Below are 18,064 nucleotides of genomic sequence, written 5' to 3' on the forward strand. Positions count from 1 at the left end.
GAGTGATTCGGTGAGGGGTTATGGTTGCCATTGTTCAAACAGTTGCCTTTGAAGGCATAGCAGCAAAGCCTGTAGAAGTGCAGGTTCAGATTTCAAGCGGCTTACCTACTTTCACGATTGTTGGTTTGCCCGATAAAGCCGTGAACGAGGCCAGGGAACGGGTGCGGGCAGCACTTGCTGCTATTGGTATGGCCTTGCCTGCGGAACGGATCACTGTGAACTTGTCCCCTGCGGATATGCCAAAGGTAGGCAGCCACTTTGATTTACCTATCATCCTGGCACTTCTTATGGCTATGAAGGTGGTTGATACTGATAGTGTTGCAGATGCTGTTGTGATGGGGGAACTTGGGCTTGATGCCAGCATAAGGCCTGTGGCGGGTGTGTTGCCTGCGGCTATTTTTGCCAACAGTCTTGAGGCACCATTTATTTGCTCAAAGGCGAGTGGAGCTGAAGCCGCATGGGCAGGCGGTAGTGATATTATCGCGGCCCCCCACTTACTAGCCCTTATTAACCACTTGCGCGGTACACAGATACTGCAAACCCCAGAGCCAAAAATGGTGGAAGAAGCCAGTGAACAACTGGACCTTTCAGATATCAAAGGTCAGGAAGCAGCAAAACGAGCGCTCGAAATTTCAGCAGCTGGCGGGCATACGCTCCTTATGGTTGGGCCTCCGGGTTCTGGTAAATCTATGTTGGCCTCACGGCTGCCTTCTATTCTTCCACCAATGACACCAGAAGAGGCACTGGAGACCAGCATGGTGATGTCTGTCTCCGGGATGCTAACGGAAGGCCGGATTAACCGCGCTCGCCCATTTCGTGCCCCTCATCACAGTGCCAGCCAACCAGCGCTTATTGGCGGTGGTGCTAAAGCAATGCCGGGGGAAGTGTCGCTGGCTAATGGTGGTGTGCTTTTCCTTGATGAACTACCTGAATTTAACCGCTCCACACTTGAAGCACTAAGGCAGCCTATTGAAAGTGGTGAAGCCGTAATTGCTCGTGCACAGGCTCATGTAACCTACCCTGCGCGTTTCCAGTTGGTGGCAGCTATGAATCCTTGCAGGTGTGGATATCTGGATGATGCGGGACTGGCGTGTTCCCGTGCGCCTCGGTGTGCTCTTGATTACCAATCAAAAATATCTGGCCCTCTTTATGATCGTATGGACCTGTTTATTGATGTACCTGCGGTTTCCGCGAACGATCTTACTTTACCACCTTCTTCTGAGAGTTCAGTGGACGTCGCTGAACGGGTTGCCGCGGCACGTCAGGTGCAGTTGGAGCGATTTGCCCATATAGAGGGGGAACGGCCACCTACATGTAATGCTCATGCGGATGGTAAGCTTCTGGAAAAAATTGCGACACCTGATGCTGAAGGCAAAGCGCTGCTTGAAAGAGCGGTAGGGCAGTTAAGGTTATCAGCCCGAGGGTATCACCGTGTGCTTCGGGTATCCCGCACTATCGCTGATCTTGCTGGTAGTGAAGCTATTCAAAACGCTCATATTGCTGAAGCACTTTCTTACCGCCGTATGGATCCGCATATTGGGCATAAGGCAGCTGTTTAATGACACATAAAGAATGCACCGACGTTCTGCCCGAATTGTTCAAGGATTGCAGTTGTTTGCGCATTAGTGAAGGATAGGTGTTGTTTCACAAGCGCAAGGTTTTCCGTGGATGTTTTACCGGAAAGAGAAAGCCTTTCCATGCGCCAGCTTATTGCTTCAACAAAATCATGATCATAGTGCCAGGATACCAGCTCTGCTAAACGGTCATCAGTTTCTTCACTATACTCAGTACGGTTTAACCAATCTTCTTTGTTTAATAAATTGGTTAACCAATTTGCTGTTTCCAGATCGTACTCACACATTACCATTTTCATCTGATCCTGCACGTAATACCAAGTGGCTTCATTCAGCTTTTCATCAAGGCCCAGTTGAAACAGAAACTGCGACTTGCCTTTGCTTAACTGCCCCATAGACCAACGGTAAGCTACTTCTTTTGTTATCTTATTATTAGCTGATGCTGCAATTTCTTCTGAGTGCTTTTTCATTTCTTCAAGCGTTAGAGCAATGGCTTCTTGCGCCATTTTTTTATTAGCCTGATAGGCTTCTGCTGTTTCAGAGTTCCCTAGTAAACGAAGGTGGTTTATCAGCCTTTTGGTGTAACTAGCTTTCTGGCAATATGTAGGATGGCTTTCATGTTGAAGGCCTTTGAGAAGACTGGTTTGATTATTGGTGGCGTCCGCAGCCCAATCGTAAAGCTCAATTCTCAGGCTTTTGTTTTGAACATCAAATTTCAAAGGTGATAAATCTATAGTATCCGGATTGGTGGCTTTTGATTTAACCTTTTCTATAAGTTTAAGGGCTGTATCGTTGGCTTGTGCTGGAAATGAGCACCAAACCAATATGCAAATAATAAGTATTCTAATCATTTTATTTCCCCCTCGTTTACCACCAAGAAGGCTATGATTTTTTAGCCAGTGCTGGCTAATAAAATAAGTGTGAAAAACAAGTATTAGTAGATTGTTTTTCTATCCAACCAGTTCCACTTGTACCGTATCTTCAAATTTTTCAATTGTACCGTCTTTTGCCTGGCGGATGATGAGGATTTCCCCGGTCCATATGCCAGGCATAAAACCGCCCGCGGGCCGACGCATACCGATATAGCGGCGGTGGTTTTGTTGGTTTTTCTCTATGGATTTGGTGTATTCCTTAGCGACAGAACCATCAGGTCGCCTGATTTTCAGAAGCCATTTATCACCCTTTAACGTGCCAAAGGTGCGGCCGTTGAGAAACAGTAATTTAGTGTCCTTAGAAATTTGTGTTTGTGGTGTTTCCCATTGGCTTTCAGATGTTAAAACCTCAGTCGAAAAAGAGGCAGGCAAAAGCGTTAAACCTGTATAATTAAGCTTATTTATCCATGCGCTCTCAGAGCTGGCAACCGAACAACTAGCCTGCATTGGTTTTTTGTCAAACGGGTCATACCAAATGTTGCTTTGTCTCAGGGCAAAATGCATATGTGGGTAACCAGTAAGCCCAGACAGGCCTACCTCACCAATCTTTTGGCCGGCTTTCACTGCATCCCCTTTTTTTACGAGGATGCTGCCTTCTTTCATGTGGCCATAATAACTGATCATGCCGCCAGCGTGCTTTATGCCAACAACATTGCCGAGCCCTACCTTGGTTTTTTCAGCATGGTTAGATTTGTTGGCAAATTCATCTTTGATGCCGTCACGGGTAACATCAACCACACCGTCTGCTGCTGCAAGCACGGCTATACCTTTTGCCATTTCACCAAGGTTTGCCAATGTGAAGTCAGTGCCTTTATGATTATGTTGGCTGCGGTCACCGCAGGTGTAATCAGCGCGTTCTGTACCCGGTGCCCGGTCTACATAGCGTGCGATCCAGCAGTTTTCTCCCAGTTCACATTTCAGGGGAAATGATAGTTCCGGGAAAGAGGCTTGTTCCTGTGCAAATACTGGTGTCGAACTAAGAAAAGTGGCTAAAGCAAATATCAGTCGCATCTATGGATTCCATTTGTATGTGGCGCTATATACAACTAGCAATCTATAGCGTTATAGCAAGCGTTATAGAGTTTCACTCATGAATAGCATGTGAATAATGAGGCAATTTTATGCAGTTAATACCTGAGTTTTTAAGTTTATTTGATGCGGGTATTTTAATTGTAAGCAGTTTCTTCACCTCTTTCCTGTCAGCAGCGATTGGCCTTGGAGGCGGGGTAACGCTTCTGGCGGTGATGGCGCAAATTCTGCCAGCGCCTCATATTGTGCCTGTGCACGGCGTAGCGCAGCTCGGCTCAAACATCAGCCGTTCTACACTAATGCGGAAGCATATTGATTTCCGGGTGATAGGATATTTCCTTATTGGTAGCCTTGTTGGTGCGGCGATTGGTGGGCAACTGGTTGTCTCTATCGAAGCAGGCATCCTACAGATTATTCTGGCGGCGTTTATTCTCTATGCCACCTGGGGTCCGAAGCCGTCAGCGAAAGCATCATCCAGATATGCGGTCGGCATTGGCGGCACACTCTCTACCCTGCTTACCATGTTCGTTGGGGCTACTGGTCCGTTTGTAGCGGCACTTTTCAAACCGCAAGGGTTCAAGCGGGAAACACAGGTGGCAACCATGTCTGCAGGCATGGTGGTGCAGCACAGCCTGAAGCTGGTAATTTTTGGATTGCTTGGTTTTGCTTTTGGGCCTTATATCCCGCTTCTCGCCATGATTATTGGCTCGGGACTGCTGGGTACGTTAGCAGGAAGGCATTTACTTCTGAAAACAAGTGAGGAGCTTTTCACAAAACTCCTCAATCTGGTGCTTACGCTTCTTGCGTTACGCCTACTTTATGTAGGTGTTACTGGCCTTTAGGCTATACAAAAAGCTTTGTGATTGCTGCTGTAACTCCGGCAAGTTCTTTGATCGCTGGGGATATCGCAACAATAGAATCCCAAAGAGATTTGGTTACAACTTTATCCGGTTCTGGTTTGTTAATTTCTTTTGTAAAGCGATCAAACACCTCAGCGGCGGCTTCATTTTTACTATTTTCAATATGACCTAATACCACGCTTAAAGCAGCTGCAAGTTCAGGGTTATTTTCTTTTTTACCGTTGATAATTTCTATGGAACCAGAGCCGACAACAACAGCAGCATTTTCCCCGTTAATGATGATGTCGCCGGTTTTAATAGCGGCATTTGATATCTCGGCCATTGTTTTTTCCAATTCTTCAATACGGTCATGTACCGCCTCAGCGGCAACGTGAGCACCTTCTGCAGCAGCTTGAACTTCATCGTTTTGTTGGGCTTTTGCTTCAGCAACGGCGGTTAGATGCTGTTCCATCGCTTCCTTGTCAGCAAAATGACATACTAATCCACCGGCCATTAAAATGAAAAATAACGCTACCAAACCGGCGCCTGGACCACCATCTGATGAGACGGAGCCTATGAATACTAATAAGAAAATAAAGAATCCAACACCAGAAGCGATGTTTATGATTGTTCGGGTATTTTGGACGTTTTCATATCCTTCAGGGTCATAAATTTTCCCTTCAGGATCAAGAGGCTGCCGATTATCCCCCATACCTTCCCCCATTTGCGTTTACGCAGTGATGAGGGAGTGTACAGTAAATTAGAAAAATCACGAATGATAATTAAGGAGCGATGACACTCCTTATTTCAGGCGGTTTGCTTTCTCAACAAGGCCGGAGAGACCTTCGCGGCGTTCTAGTTCCGCCGTTACGTGCGCAAGGCCTTTGCCGCGTGCTTTGAGAAGGATCATCAGATGAAAGAGTAGGTCTGCGGATTCTTTGATAAGCTCAGCATCGTCTCCTGCCGCTACAGCCATAGCGGTTTCAACAGCTTCTTCACCCACCTTCTGAGCGATTTTCTTGTCGCCCTTTTTGTAAAGCTTGGCTACATAGCTGTGGTCAGGGTCAGCGTTTTTGCGCTCTTCAAGTAAGAGTTCCAACTGTTCCAAGGTTTGCCAATCTGCCTTCATCATTAGATTGTCTCCCGCACTGCAATGCCGCCAGCTTTCATATGTGCTTTGGCTTCCGCGATTGTATATTCGCCGAAGTGGAAAATGGAAGCTGCAAGAACTGCCGATGCATGTCCTTCTTTAACACCGTCAACCAAATGGTCAAGATTGCCTACGCCCCCTGATGCAATAACAGGCACATTCACGCTGTCTGATATCTTCCGCGTCAGATCAAGGTCAAAGCCTTCACGGGTGCCGTCTCTGTCCATGCTGGTCAGGAGGATTTCGCCAGCACCGAGGCGCGCGGCTTCCTTTGCATATTCAACAGCATCAAGCCCTGTCGGCGTGCGGCCACCGTGGGTGAACACCTCCCATTTCTCGTGCCCAACCTTTTTGGCGTCAACAGCAACCACAATACACTGGGCGCCAAATTTGGTGGAAAGTTCACCAATTACAGCAGGATTGTTTACCGCAGCTGTCATCAGAGAAACCTTATCAGCACCAGCGAGCAAAAGCTTGCGAACGTCTTCTTCTGTGCGGACACCGCCGCCTACTGTAAGGGGCATAAAGCATTCTTCCGCTGTGCGCTGCACTACATCAAGGAGGATATCCCTGCGGTCGCTTGAAGCAGTAATATCAAGGAAGGTCAGCTCATCTGCGCCCATTCCGTCATAAACACGGGCTTGTTCCACAGGGTCGCCAGCGTCGATCAGATCAACGAAATTTACGCCTTTCACAACGCGACCGTCCTTCACATCAAGGCACGGAATAATACGGGATTTAAGCATTACGCCTCTCCCGCAGAAATTTTAAGCGCGGCTTTCAGGTCCATACCGCCATCATAGATCGCGCGGCCAGTGATCACGCCTTCCAGATTGCCAGCATCCGCGACACGGCGGATATCATCCAGGTCTTTCACACCACCTGACGCGATAACCGGAATGGAAACAGCGTCTGCAAGCTCAGAAGAAGCTTCCGCGTTCACACCTGTTAGTGTGCCGTCCCGGTCAATATCAGTGTGGATAATGGCGGCAACGCCTGCATCTTCGAATTTCTTTGCGAGTGTGGTTACTTCAAGCGTACTTACTTCCGCCCAGCCTTCAACAGCAACCATGCCTGCTTTGGCGTCAATCCCAACAGCGATTTTACCGGGGAATAGCTTACAGGCTTCTTTTACCAGAGCCGGGTCTTTCACAGCCAGTGTACCTAGGATAAGGCGAGAAAGGCCCGCATCCAGCCAGCGTTCCATGGTTGCGATATCGCGAATACCGCCGCCAAGCTGTGTTGGAACATTGGTGGCTTTCAAGATAGCTTCTACAGCTGCCGCGTTCACAGGTTCGCCTGCGAAGGCGCCGTTCAGGTCTACAAGGTGCAGCCACTTGCAGCCAGCATCTACAAACTGTTTCGCTTGTGCCGCTGGATCATCATTAAAAACAGTGGCTTCTTCCATGGCCCCTTTATAAAGGCGCACGCAGTTACCGTCCTTAAGGTCAATTGCAGGATAAAGGGTAATCATGGTTGCCACTCCAAAAAGGCTTTGAGGAATTTGAGGCCAACTGTCTGGCTTTTCTCAGGGTGGAACTGGGTTCCGATCATATTATCTTTGCCGACAATGGCTGTTACCTGCCCACCATACTGGGTGGTAGCAAGAAGCGCGTTCTCGTCAGCCAGTTCCATATGGAAGCTGTGCACGAAATAAGCATGATCATCAGCGTTCAGCACGCTTGCCACCGGATGCGCTTTACCAGCTTCTGTTACTGAAACTTCGTTCCAGCCCATGTGCGGAATTTTCAGGTTTGTGTCAGTGGGCTGCATTGGTTTTACTGTACCGTTCACCCAGCCCATCCCTTTATGGATGCCGTGCTCATGGCCTTCTTCAGCCATTAACTGCATGCCCACGCAGATACCAAGGAAAGGTTTCCCATTTTCACGAACCTGTTCGCGGATAGCATCTTTCAGGCCGTCAATTGCCAGAAGGCCTCTGCGACAATCAGCAAAGGCACCAACGCCAGGCAGGATAATGCGGTCAGCTTTCAGAACAGCTTCCGGGCTGTCTGTTACGATTACGTTGGTGTTGAGCCCTGCTTCCTTTGCGGCCCGTGCCAGTGCTTTTTCAGCAGAGCGCAGGTTACCCGAGCCGTAATCGATGATAGCGGCGGTTTCACTCATTTTAAAAATCTCCGGCTGCGGGGTTAGAGGCTACCGCCCAGCGTACCTTTGGTAGAAGGCACGGCATCGGCTTTGCGCGGATCAATGGTTGTCGCTTCACGCAGAGCGCGGGCAACCGCTTTGAAGCAGCTTTCAATAATATGGTGGTTATTTGTGCCGTATAGATTTTCCACGTGCAGGGTCATGCCAGCGGCGAACGCGAAAGCACGGAAGAACTCTTCAAAAAGTTCTGTGTCCATCTCACCAATTTTATCGCGGCGGAAATCCACATTCCAAACAAGGAACGGCCTGCCGGAAATATCCATGGCAGCACGGGAAAGCGTTTCATCCATCGGGATATAAGCAGTGGCATAGCGAGTAATGCCTTTCATATCGCCAAGGGCTTTCTTCACCGCCGTACCGATCGCAATACCGGTATCTTCTGTTGTATGGTGACCGTCGATATGCAGATCACCTTCTGTGCGGACCTTAAGGTCCATCAGTGAATGCCTTGAGAGCTGCTCGAGCATATGATCAAGGAAACCAATGCCTGTATGGACATCATACACACCAGTGCCATCAAGGTTCAGCTCGATGGTGATGTCTGTCTCATTGGTTTTTCTTGCCACAGATGCTGTGCGCATTTTTTCACTCCTTCAGTGCAGAATTCTGCCTATATACGGGCGACCATAAAGGCCGGATGCAATGCTAATACTGTTAATTGCCTTCGTAAACGAGCAATTTCTTTTGCTGCCATCATAAACAAATCTTGAAGATAGGGCGAATTACGGCGAAAGAAATTCATGTCTGCAGCAGTTGTTTGCAGGCAGGAAGACCTTAGATGTAGTAGATAACAATAATAATATATGGCCAGCGAGGAATATATGAAAAATCTAATAGCAGCAGCATGCTTGGCTGCAACCTGCTTAAGCGGGAACGCTTTTGCACAGGGTGTTGATGCCCTTTCAGCGAAGGTAAATTCAGAGGATGCGGACCGTTTTGTAGCCGTGTTTGAACGCACGGGCGGCAAGCCAACGGCCGAAGATCTCTTGAAAGGGTATCTGGAGCTGGGATCAAAGGGGGTGCAGGTATTCACGCCGGGGCGTATTGTAAATGCTGAAAATCTGGCTCAGAAGATTGCCGCTAACCCAGATAGTTACCGCAGAGCCATTGATGTGTGCCTGCCAATTGCTAAAGATATGACAGCGGAACTGAGAAGTGTATATCTCGGATTGAATGGTTTGCTGAATAGTCCAGAACTCCCTGAACTGTTTGTTCTTTTTGGAGGTGGTAATTCTGGCGGTACCGCAGGGCCGGGCGCACAAGTTCTTGGCCTTGAGGTAATATGCCGTATTGGGAAAGATGAAGAAGATATCAGAGGTATCTTCCGCAGCTTCTTTGCTCACGAGACCGTGCATACCCTGCAAAACTTCCCTAGCCAATTCCCGGAACGGGGTGAGGACTATCTGATACTAGCCGTTCTTGCTGAAGGAGGAGCAGATTTTGTTGCGTCTCTGGTAACAGGGCAGCCTCCTGAGAAAGCTCGTGATGAATGGGCCGTTGAACGCGAAGATTACATCAAAGCTGAATTCCTGAAAGACTTGGAAAAAGCCAAGGGAATGACGACCGAAGAAATTCAGAAAGCGGGTTCGCCGCTCTACCGGTGGGTGCGGAACAGCACTAGTGCACCTGATGAGGGCTGGCCAGGTGAGCTTGGTTACTGGGTTGGCCGCCAGATATGGACTGATTATTTCAATCAGGCAGAAGATAAAGCTGCCGTTTTGAAACAGTTGCTTGATCTGGACAATATTGATCCCGCGCATATCTCAAGCGTATATTTTGGTAAATAAATGCCTGAAAGGCTAGGCTGGCACTATGTTCGGTGCCAGCATCTTGTAATAATTGGGGGGGATTCCATGCGGATATTTTTATTGGCAGCAAGCGTGGCTGTGTTTTGTAGTGTAACGGGTAATGTGGCTGCGGAAGGTGTGAAGCCGCTTGATGCCAGAGTGAATACCGAGGATGCGGACCGGTTTGCAGCACTTTTTGAAGCAACAAATGGCAGGCCAACGGCTGAACAAATTCAGAAACAGTATCTGGACCCGGCTTCCCACGGTGTGAAGGTTTTTACTAAAAACCGGATCAGAAATGCCGAATATATGGCGGAGCAGATTGCCAATAATCCTGAGCTATACCGACGAGGTATAGAGGTTTGTTTGCCGATAGCCAAAGAAATGAACAGCACGCTTAGAAGTGTTTACTTGGGGCTTACAGGGTTGCTTGAAAGCCCTAAGTTACCTGAAGTTTATGTCGTGTTTGGCAGCAACAACTCGGGCGGCACTGCTGGTCAAGGCGCTCAGGTGATGGGGCTTGAAGCTATCTGCCGTATTAGTAAAACGGATGAAGAAATCAGGAATCATTTCAGGCATGTGTTCGCCCATGAAACCGTGCATACCCTTCAAAAAATCCCCCGGGATATGGAGCTGATTAACGCAGATTATCTGCTCTATAACATCCTTGCAGAAGGTGGGGCTGATTATATCGCCTGGCTGGTAACGGGTACCATACGGCAACCCTCGAGAGATAGCTGGGCACGGCAGCGTTACGATTATGTGCGCCGTGAGTTCCTAAACGACCGATTGAAAGTTCAGAAGATGGCACCTGATGAGATTTCCGCTAAAGGCTCCCCGCGTTTCCGCTGGGTCAGAAACTCTAAAGGCGCGCCGGATGAAGGCTGGCCGGGTGAACTAGGCTATTGGGTTGGCCGGGAAATCTGGACACGTTATTTCGATCAGGCGGAAGACAAAGAGGAAGCGCTCAAAGATCTACTTTATCTCCGAAACCCGCAGGAAGTACTGCAAAAAAGCGGTTATCTCGATCGTTGAGGCTCGAAAAATGCTGAAATCTAGCGGTACCAGAGGGAAAAAAGCGTTTTCCAGCTTGTTCCTCGCTTAGCCTGTGCATATATGAGGCTGTGAAAAGAAATAAGAATAAGGACACGTCTTTTAATGACACAGTTCAACGATAAGCTTCCTACATGGCATGCCACCACAATTTGTAGCGTAAGAAAAGGCGATAAGGTTGTTATCGCAGGTGATGGCCAGGTTTCTGTTGGTGATACAGTAATGAAAGCCAATGCGCGCAAAGTACGCCACTTGGCTGGCGGTAAGGTGATTGCGGGTTTCGCAGGCGCAACCGCTGATGCTTTCACACTTTTTGAAAGGTTGGAGGCCAAGCTGGAGCGCCATCCGGGCCAACTTGCTCGCGCGTGTGTGGAGCTTGCGAAAGATTGGCGTACAGATAAATACCTGCGCCAGCTTCAGGCAATGATGATTGTTGTAGACCAAAGTACAAGCCTGGTTGTTACAGGTAATGGTGATGTGCTTGAGCCTGAACACGGTGTTGTAGCTATCGGCTCTGGCGGTAATTTTGCCCAAGCTGCGGCGCTTGCGCTCTATGATCAGGATATGACATCTGAAGAAATCGCGCGTAAAGCTATGAAAATTGCAGCGGATATCTGTGTTTACACAAACGAAAACATCGTTGTGGAAACAATGGATATCGAAGCCGCTGAATAGTTAGGAGTTTTGTCATGACAAGTTTTTCACCGCGTGAAATCGTATCTGAACTGGACCGTTTCATTATCGGGCAGAAAGATGCCAAGAAAGCTGTGGCTGTAGCGCTTCGTAACCGTTGGCGCCGCCAGCAACTTGAAGAAGGTATGCGTGAGGAAGTTCTGCCAAAGAATATTCTGATGGTAGGCCCGACAGGTGTTGGTAAAACGGAAATTTCTCGCCGCCTAGCGAAGCTTGCGGAAGCGCCCTTCATCAAGGTTGAAGCGACCAAATTCACAGAAGTGGGTTATGTGGGCCGTGATGTGGAGCAGATCATCCGTGATCTTATTGAATCCGCTATCCTGATGGTGAAGGAAAAGAAAAAGAAAGAAGTTGCTGCAAAAGCTGAACTGCACGCCGAAGACCGGGTTCTTGATGCGCTTGTAGGTGATACAGCAACTGAAGCAACTCGCCAGAAATTCCGTAAAATGCTGCGGGAAGGTGAGCTTTCCGAAAAAGAAATCGAACTGGAAGTAGACGATAACGCCAACCCATTCCCGCAGATGGAAATTCCGGGTATGCCGGGCGCAAGTGTGGGAATGCTCAATCTTGGCGATATGTTCGGTAAAGCCATGGGTGGCCGTAAAGTGAAGAAACGTCTGACAGTTTCTGAAGCTTACGAAGTGCTGATGGGTGAAGAATCCGAGAAGCTGATTGATGATGAAGGCAGCACCCGTGAAGCTATTTCACTGGTTGAAAACCACGGTATCGTTTTCCTTGATGAGGTAGACAAAATCTGTGCGCGTCAGGATGCGCGCGGTGGTGATGTAAGCCGTGAAGGCGTGCAGCGGGACTTGCTGCCGCTTATCGAAGGTACAACGGTTTCCACCAAGCATGGTGCTATTAAAACGGATCATATCCTCTTTATCGCGTCAGGCGCTTTCCATCTCGCGAAGCCGAGCGATCTGTTGCCAGAACTTCAAGGCCGTCTGCCGATCCGCGTGGAGCTTGAAGATCTTACAGAGGCTGATTTTAAACGTATTCTCACGGAGCCTGATTACAGCCTTATCCGCCAATATACGGCACTTATGGGTACTGAAGGCGTAACGCTTGAGTTTGACGATAGCGGTATTGATGAAATCGCTCGCATTTCAGCTCACTTTAACGAGACAGTTGAAAATATTGGTGCCCGCCGCTTGCATACGGTGCTTGAAAAAGTACTTGAGGAGATTTCCTTCACTGCGAGCGATACCTCCGGCACCACTATTAAGGTGGACGCTGATTTCGTTAAAACCAACATGGGTGAAGTTGCGGAAGAAAGCGATCTTTCCAAGTTTATTCTCTAGGGGATATTCCTTTTACCAGTTTTAGGAGGGCGCTTAGTGGGCGCCCTTTTCTTTTGGGCTTTTGGTTGACAGCCTGAAGGCATAGGCCCACTTTAGCGGTACCGATTAATCACTTCTGATATGGGGAAACAGGATGAAAAAATCCTTCCTAGCTGCAAGCGCTCTCATTTCTGCAATTTTTCTGGGTTCAGCGGATGCTACTGCTGCTGATGTGAAACTTTATACGCTCGATTGCGGTGATATTCACATGAAAGACTTGGCAATTTTTGCCAAAGACGGCGAGTTTAATGGCCGAGATAACCAGGCGGGTGACGCCTGTTTTGTGGTCAAGCATCCTAAAGGCACGCTTCTTTGGGACACAGGTCTTCCAAAGGCGATCAAGGATTTACCTGAAGGTATGTCTGTGCCGGGTTTCCATATCAGTTTAAAGAAAACCATTCAGGATCAGTTGGCTGAAATTGGTATGAGCGAGAAGGATATTGATTATGTTTCTATCTCTCACTCGCATTTTGATCACGCCGGTAACTTGAATGATTTTGCTGGGTCAAAGTGGATTGTGCACGAAAATGAATATGCACATATGTTCAGTGATGCCATGCGGGCACAGGCGCAAACATTCAGTGCCTATGATAAAATGGAAAATGCCGAGAAAATTACCTTCACTGGTGACCATGATGTGTTTGGTGATGGTTCTGTAACTATTCTCTCTATGCCGGGCCACACACCAGGGCACACCACACTGCTTGTTAATCTTGAAAAAGAAGGTCCGGTGCTTCTAACAGGTGATCTGTATCACCTTACTGATTCCCGCAAGCTGCGCACGGTGCCAACCTTTAATACAAATGCAGATGATACACTCAAGTCTATGGATGCCTTTGAAGCGAAAGCGAAGGAACTTGGTGCGCGTGTTGTTATCCAGCACGAAAAGAAAGATACAGGTGCTTTGCCGAAGTTGCCTGGCTATTTGGATTAAAAGTTGGTTTAGCCAACTATAAGTTTGGAGTATATTATGGCGTACGATCCCGAGAATGTTTTCGCGAAAATTCTGAGAGGTGAGATTCCTTGTAATAAGGTTTATGAGGATGAATTTGCGCTCGCGTTTCATGATATCAACCCTCAGGCACCTGTGCATGTACTGGTGATCCCAAAGGGGGAATATGTATCAATGGCCGATTTTACAGCAGATGCGCCTGCGGAACTGGTGGTTGGTTATATGCGTGCTGTTGGGAAAGTGGCAGATGAATTAGGGCTTATTGAGCCTGGATACCGCACAATTGCTAACGCTGGGCCTAATAGCCATCAGGAAGTACCGCATTTGCATATCCATATTATGGGCGGCAAACCACTTGGGCCAATGTTGGATAAAAGTTTTGGGTAGTTAGTTCATTAACTATTTTTTAACCATAAAAACATCAGGAAAATCAATAGCTACATCATTTTGGTGTAGCTATTTTATTTAGCTTGCTAACCATTTAACTCGCGTGCTTCATCAACAAGTAAAATTGGAATACCATCTCTGATAGGGAATGCCAGCCCTGCCTTTTCACAAATAAGCTCTTGATTTTCCTTATCATATTCAAGGGTTTCCCTCGTTACAGGGCATACCAATAGCTCAAGAAGTTTAGGGTTAGTTTGATGGTTCATAGCAATCTCGCTAGTTGGGTATTTCAGTCAAATTGCCACCAACAGCCATTTGGAGCAAGCTTGTAAATATTTCTGTTCTTGCCCAAGGGCTTTCAGCTTCAAGCAACGCTTGTTTTTCTGCAGGCTGGAATGGAATGGCCATTGATAATGTATCTATAAAAACATTGTTGGGCATATCCTCCAGCCGGCTGAAATCTGCGGCCAACTCCTTCCCTGATAGGAACCCTTGCAGCAGCTTTATCAAGTCGTCTCTATCAAAGTTGTCTGGCATGATATGTTGATCAACAAGCCATTCGGCAGCAACTTGTCGATATGGTGTTGTTGCTGGCAATTCCTGTAGAATATTAAATCGGCTGATACCTTTGAGGTTGATAAGATAGCGTCCGTCTTCAAGTGGTGTCAGGGAAGTGATGCTTCCTGCACCGCCAATATTGTATAATTCAGGGACGGGCCCAGCTTCATTTTCCGTAGGTTGGGTCATGCCGATGATTTGATCACTGTCATAAGCGTCTTCAATCATTTGTCGGTATCTCGGTTCAAAGATATGTAGCGGCAAATCACTGCCGGGCAGCAATATAACCCCGCTCAGCGGAAATACGGGTATGACAGAAGGCAAGCTTGAAATGTTCGGAATATCTTCTGTCATGTTTTTTCCTGTTAGCTGAAGAGGATTGAAGAAAGCCTTCTTCTGTATTTCAGAGTGAAAGGGTCTGTAGGCCCTGCTGCCTCGAATAACTTCAAGAGTTGTTCGCGGGCTTTGCCGTCTTCCCACTCTCTGTCGCGCATAATAATGCCGAGAAGTGCTTCTGCAGCGGCCGCCATATCGCCTGCCGCCTGACGTGCCAGTGCTAACTCATAACGTACAGAATGGTTACTTGGATCACTTTCTAACTGTTTTTCGAGGGCTTCAGCATCTCCGGCGTCCTCAGCCTGGCTAGCCAGTTCAATAGATGTTTCCAGCTTTTGAACCCGTTCTGTAAGCTTGGCTTCGGCTGCGGCTTTACTGTCTACCGCATCGAGAATTTGTTTGGCTTGTTCAAGTTCACCCATAGAGAAACTTATTTCCGCAAAGCCAACAAGCCCGCGAATGTTGGTGTTATCGTGGCTTAGCACTTGCTGATATATAGCGGTGGCTTGCTCTGCCTGCCCTGCTTCCAGCATTGCTTCCGCCTGATCCATCGCTTCATCAAGTGGATTGCCTGCGGCACCCGCTCCGCCAGAGATTTGTGTCAGCCGTTCAATGAAAGCTGTAATTTGTGATGGTGGCACTGCGCCCTGGAAACCATCAACGGGTTGCCCTTGCCAGAAAGCAAGTACTGTGGGCAGGCTTTGAACCTGCAATTGTGCGCACAGTGTTTGGTTCTGGTCTGCGTTTACCTTCACAAGGGCAACTGCTCCGCCTGCAGCATTTACAGCTTGCTCTAGTGCAGGCATAAGCTGCTTGCACGGTGTGCACCAATCAGCCCAGAAATCTACGATAACAGGCCGGGTTTTAGAGGCTTCAATTACATCAACTGCAAAACTCTGGATATCACCATCTTTAATCAGTGTGTCTTGTGCGGCTGCTGGGCCACCTGTCATCTGGTCCATCATATATCTCTTTTGTGGCCGTTTATTCGGCGGGGCTATCTAAATCTACAATAAGGGGTTCATACCCGCACGCACGAATGAACACAAGAAGGTCTTGTGGGGTGATGGCTGTGGTGGCTGCATTATGAAGCGGATGATAATTAAGAAGTTCTTCTTCCATCATGCTTTTATCAAGCGCCACAATAAGGGGGGCTTCCGCGTCCTGAAGCACTTGCAGATTAACAAGTGCAAACGGTGTAACAGAACCGGGGATGACATCCAGCATCTCCTTCAGGCTGTTTGCGCTACCAAAGGAAAGCCGTCCCATGCCTAAAAAACTGGAGAGGGATTTAAGGTCAACCCGGCGATTTTCATCCACCATAACAAGGGCGCGGCGTTTCTTTTTATCTCGTACAAAAAGGCTCTTACAGTGTCCGCCAGGCATACCACCTGTATCATCTCTTGCTAACTGCGCTTCTTCCACAGTGAATACGGGCTTATGGCGGTATGTTTTTGTGGAGATTTCAAACCTGTCCAAAAAGTCAAAAAGCTTGGTTTCGGATTCCCTTGATTCATCCATAATCTAGCCTTTAAATAGGTTGAATTCTGTAATTATATTGGCGTAAAAATGTTATTTTTCAATGCTTTATTAGAAAAATGATAAAAAAATGAAAAAAGGTGTTGCAAAGGAAACGCGGATGCCTATTATCCGCCGCACAGCAAGCGACACTGTCACTTGCGTACCCCATTTAAGCCGAGCGGGCGTAGCTCAGGGGTAGAGCATAACCTTGCCAAGGTTAGGGTCGTGAGTTCGAATCTCATCGCCCGCTCCACTTAAAAAACCCTTCCAGTTTTGGAAGGGTTTTTTGCGTTTAAGGCTATATAGTTCCTTGATCTTATAATTTCCCAGTTTGTGCTTATCTAAAATAGATAAAGAATGACAGAGGGGGCTCTATGTCAGCAAAAACATATTTGAAGCAGGGGCTTACCGTCTGCTTTGCGACAGCTTTACTGCTTACACCTTCCTATCAGGCTAGTGCCGTAGAGGACGATATTCATAAAATCGCAAGGGAGGTGTTGCCTACGGAAGCTCTTTATGAGCTTTGGGCTCAGTCGCTTACAGATAGGGAAGTGGCGAGGCGATTTTATAATAGCCTGAAAGACAAGCATACCTTCACGCCTATCAAGGGTGATGAAGATAATATGCTCGTTACCTACTTTGCTATGGGTAGTAAGGACACTGATTATATCCTTCAGTCCGGCGGGCCAGATTTTTATGGCCTTCGTTTCAAACGTCTTGGTAATACCGACTTATTTTATTGCACTCAGCGTGTGCCGAAAGATGCCATGTTTATCTATGGCTATAATGAATTTAAAAAACGCTCCTTCGGTAAAGGAGGGGTGATCCAGACAGAGGAAATGGATCATATCCATGATGGAGCACTTTATGCGCCTGATGCTCCTGTCTCGCAGCATGTTGAAGCACAGGCAGGTGTGCCGAAAGGCCAGCTGGAAACCATTACATTTAAGAGCACCTACATGAACGAAGAGCGGCGCCTTCATGTTTATGTGCCCGCAGGGTATGATGAAGCCAAACCGCATAATCTGATCATCCAGTTTGATGGCAGGCAATATGCAGCGGAGGCGAATGCGGGCCCTCTTTATCGTGGGTGGACCCCTATGACCACTATTCTGGATAATATGATTGCGGGTGGTGAGATCGTACCAACCATTGCAGTTTTAATTCCCAATCAGGGCAATCGTTCCCGTGATCTTATCAGTGATGCGTTTGCAGGTTTTGTGGCCAGGGAGCTCGTGCCCTGGGTGAAGAGCAAATATACTATTAGTGATGATACGGCTGATGTCATTGTCTCAGGCCCCAGCCGAGGCGGATTTGCGGCTGCAAATATCGCCTTTAAGCATTCAGATGTTATTGGCGGGGTGCTGTCACAGTCTGGCTCATATTGGCTTACGGAGAAGGGAGATAAAAACTGGCCCGTTTACCCCGCATATGATGGCAAGCTTATTAAGGCGTTTAAAGCTTCTGATAAAGTACCGATCAACTTCTATCTGGGTGTCGGGCTTTATGAGCTCGGTGCGGGTATGGTGGGGACGAACCGAGAGCTTAGAGATATCCTTGAACTCAAAGGCTACAGCGTCACCTACAGAGAATATAAAACCGGCCACTCCCATGTTAGCTGGCGGCATACCTTGCCTGATGGGCTTAGGGCCCTTCTTGGAGAATAACCACGGCATAAAGTAGGGTTTTTTGCCCTGCTTTTTTATTTCTCTTATTCACATATGAATAAAATTAATCAGCT

General features: G+C 47.8%; 21 protein-coding genes and 1 tRNA gene. 10 read left to right on the plus strand and 12 right to left on the minus strand.

What is annotated here, in order from left to right; genetic code table 11:
- Positions 1-20: 20 nt before the first annotated feature.
- The gene (locus tag MF542_RS12060) at positions 21-1,559 is read left to right on the plus strand and encodes a YifB family Mg chelatase-like AAA ATPase (RefSeq protein ID WP_247019759.1); all 1,539 of its coding nucleotides are present in this window, start codon (positions 21-23) and stop codon (positions 1,557-1,559) included.
- Here MF542_RS12060 and MF542_RS12065 read toward each other — a convergent pair.
- Both MF542_RS12065 and MF542_RS12070 read right to left on the minus strand, forming a co-directional pair.
- Positions 1,556-2,425, minus strand: coding sequence for a hypothetical protein (locus MF542_RS12065; RefSeq protein WP_247019761.1), 870 nt, complete (start codon positions 2,423-2,425; stop codon positions 1,556-1,558). The genes MF542_RS12060 and MF542_RS12065 overlap by 4 nt on opposite strands.
- A gap of 99 nt (positions 2,426-2,524) precedes the next feature.
- Entirely contained in the window at positions 2,525-3,517 is a 993-nt protein-coding gene (locus MF542_RS12070) for a M23 family metallopeptidase (RefSeq protein WP_247019763.1), read from the minus strand.
- Positions 3,518-3,627: 110 nt separating this feature from the next.
- On the opposite strand from MF542_RS12070, the gene MF542_RS12075 reads away from it, so the two are divergent.
- Positions 3,628-4,377, plus strand: coding sequence for a sulfite exporter TauE/SafE family protein (locus tag MF542_RS12075; RefSeq protein ID WP_247019765.1), 750 nt, complete (start codon positions 3,628-3,630; stop codon positions 4,375-4,377).
- Between the two features lies 1 nt (position 4,378).
- On the opposite strand, the gene MF542_RS12080 is transcribed toward MF542_RS12075, so the two are convergent.
- The 6 genes from MF542_RS12080 to hisB all read right to left on the minus strand — a co-directional run bounded on the left by MF542_RS12080 (position 4,379) and on the right by hisB (position 8,274).
- Entirely contained in the window at positions 4,379-5,086 is a 708-nt protein-coding gene (locus MF542_RS12080; protein ID WP_247019767.1) for a hypothetical protein, read from the minus strand.
- A 90-nt stretch (positions 5,087-5,176) separates the two neighbouring features.
- Positions 5,177-5,503, minus strand: coding sequence for a phosphoribosyl-ATP diphosphatase (locus MF542_RS12085; protein WP_343264887.1), 327 nt, complete (start codon positions 5,501-5,503; stop codon positions 5,177-5,179).
- 2 nt (positions 5,504-5,505) lie between these two features.
- Positions 5,506-6,270, minus strand: a complete 765-nt coding sequence (hisF, locus tag MF542_RS12090) for an imidazole glycerol phosphate synthase subunit HisF (RefSeq protein ID WP_247019771.1) — start codon at positions 6,268-6,270, stop codon at positions 5,506-5,508.
- A complete protein-coding gene (gene hisA / locus MF542_RS12095; protein WP_343264888.1) occupies positions 6,270-6,995 on the minus strand; it encodes a 1-(5-phosphoribosyl)-5-[(5-phosphoribosylamino)methylideneamino]imidazole-4-carboxamide isomerase in 726 nt (241 codons plus the stop codon). The genes hisF and hisA overlap by 1 nt, the downstream gene beginning before the upstream one ends.
- Entirely contained in the window at positions 6,995-7,651 is a 657-nt protein-coding gene (gene hisH, locus MF542_RS12100) for an imidazole glycerol phosphate synthase subunit HisH (RefSeq protein ID WP_247019775.1), read from the minus strand. The genes hisA and hisH overlap by 1 nt, the downstream gene beginning before the upstream one ends.
- A 23-nt stretch (positions 7,652-7,674) precedes the next feature.
- Complete coding sequence (gene hisB / locus MF542_RS12105) at positions 7,675-8,274, minus strand: imidazoleglycerol-phosphate dehydratase HisB (protein ID WP_247019777.1); 600 nt, start codon at positions 8,272-8,274, stop codon at positions 7,675-7,677.
- Between the two features lie 240 nt (positions 8,275-8,514).
- Here hisB and MF542_RS12110 point away from each other — a divergent pair, with 240 nt between their 5' ends.
- The 6 genes from MF542_RS12110 to MF542_RS12135 all read left to right on the plus strand — a co-directional run bounded on the left by MF542_RS12110 (position 8,515) and on the right by MF542_RS12135 (position 13,908).
- Entirely contained in the window at positions 8,515-9,480 is a 966-nt protein-coding gene (locus MF542_RS12110) for a DUF2268 domain-containing putative Zn-dependent protease (protein ID WP_247019779.1), read from the plus strand.
- A gap of 66 nt (positions 9,481-9,546) precedes the next feature.
- A complete protein-coding gene (locus MF542_RS12115) occupies positions 9,547-10,515 on the plus strand; it encodes a DUF2268 domain-containing putative Zn-dependent protease (RefSeq protein ID WP_247019781.1) in 969 nt (322 codons plus the stop codon).
- A 123-nt stretch (positions 10,516-10,638) separates the two neighbouring features.
- On the plus strand, positions 10,639-11,208 hold the full coding sequence (gene hslV / locus MF542_RS12120; RefSeq protein WP_247019784.1) for an ATP-dependent protease subunit HslV: 570 nt from the start codon (positions 10,639-10,641) through the stop codon (positions 11,206-11,208).
- 14 nt (positions 11,209-11,222) lie between these two features.
- Positions 11,223-12,530 (plus strand): ATP-dependent protease ATPase subunit HslU, encoded by a 1,308-nt coding sequence (gene hslU / locus MF542_RS12125; RefSeq protein WP_247019786.1) that lies wholly within the window; start codon positions 11,223-11,225, stop codon positions 12,528-12,530.
- 133 nt (positions 12,531-12,663) lie between these two features.
- A complete protein-coding gene (locus tag MF542_RS12130) occupies positions 12,664-13,503 on the plus strand; it encodes an N-acyl homoserine lactonase family protein (protein WP_247019788.1) in 840 nt (279 codons plus the stop codon).
- Between the two features lie 36 nt (positions 13,504-13,539).
- Positions 13,540-13,908, plus strand: coding sequence for a histidine triad nucleotide-binding protein (locus MF542_RS12135; protein ID WP_247019790.1), 369 nt, complete (start codon positions 13,540-13,542; stop codon positions 13,906-13,908).
- 86 nt (positions 13,909-13,994) lie between these two features.
- On the opposite strand, the gene MF542_RS12140 is transcribed toward MF542_RS12135, so the two are convergent.
- The 4 genes from MF542_RS12140 to MF542_RS12155 are packed head-to-tail and all read right to left on the minus strand — an operon-like array spanning position 13,995 to position 16,323.
- On the minus strand, positions 13,995-14,174 hold the full coding sequence (locus MF542_RS12140; RefSeq protein WP_247019792.1) for a Trm112 family protein: 180 nt from the start codon (positions 14,172-14,174) through the stop codon (positions 13,995-13,997).
- 10 nt (positions 14,175-14,184) lie between these two features.
- A complete protein-coding gene (locus tag MF542_RS12145) occupies positions 14,185-14,820 on the minus strand; it encodes an LON peptidase substrate-binding domain-containing protein (protein ID WP_247019794.1) in 636 nt (211 codons plus the stop codon).
- Between the two features lie 11 nt (positions 14,821-14,831).
- Complete coding sequence (locus MF542_RS12150) at positions 14,832-15,767, minus strand: tetratricopeptide repeat protein (protein ID WP_247019795.1); 936 nt, start codon at positions 15,765-15,767, stop codon at positions 14,832-14,834.
- Positions 15,768-15,786: 19 nt separating this feature from the next.
- Positions 15,787-16,323, minus strand: a complete 537-nt coding sequence (locus MF542_RS12155; protein WP_247019797.1) for a prolyl-tRNA synthetase associated domain-containing protein — start codon at positions 16,321-16,323, stop codon at positions 15,787-15,789.
- Positions 16,324-16,501: 178 nt separating this feature from the next.
- Between MF542_RS12155 and MF542_RS12160 the strand changes: the two genes are divergently transcribed.
- Together MF542_RS12160 and MF542_RS12165 are read left to right on the plus strand one after the other, a co-directional pair.
- A tRNA-Gly gene (locus MF542_RS12160) sits at positions 16,502-16,576 on the plus strand.
- A 121-nt stretch (positions 16,577-16,697) separates the two neighbouring features.
- Positions 16,698-17,990, plus strand: a complete 1,293-nt coding sequence (locus MF542_RS12165) for an alpha/beta hydrolase (RefSeq protein WP_247019799.1) — start codon at positions 16,698-16,700, stop codon at positions 17,988-17,990.
- Positions 17,991-18,064: the final 74 nt, after the last annotated feature.

This window comes from Kordiimonas laminariae (genome assembly GCF_023008165.1).
GTDB classification, from domain to species: Bacteria; Pseudomonadota; Alphaproteobacteria; order Sphingomonadales; family Kordiimonadaceae; genus Kordiimonas; species Kordiimonas laminariae.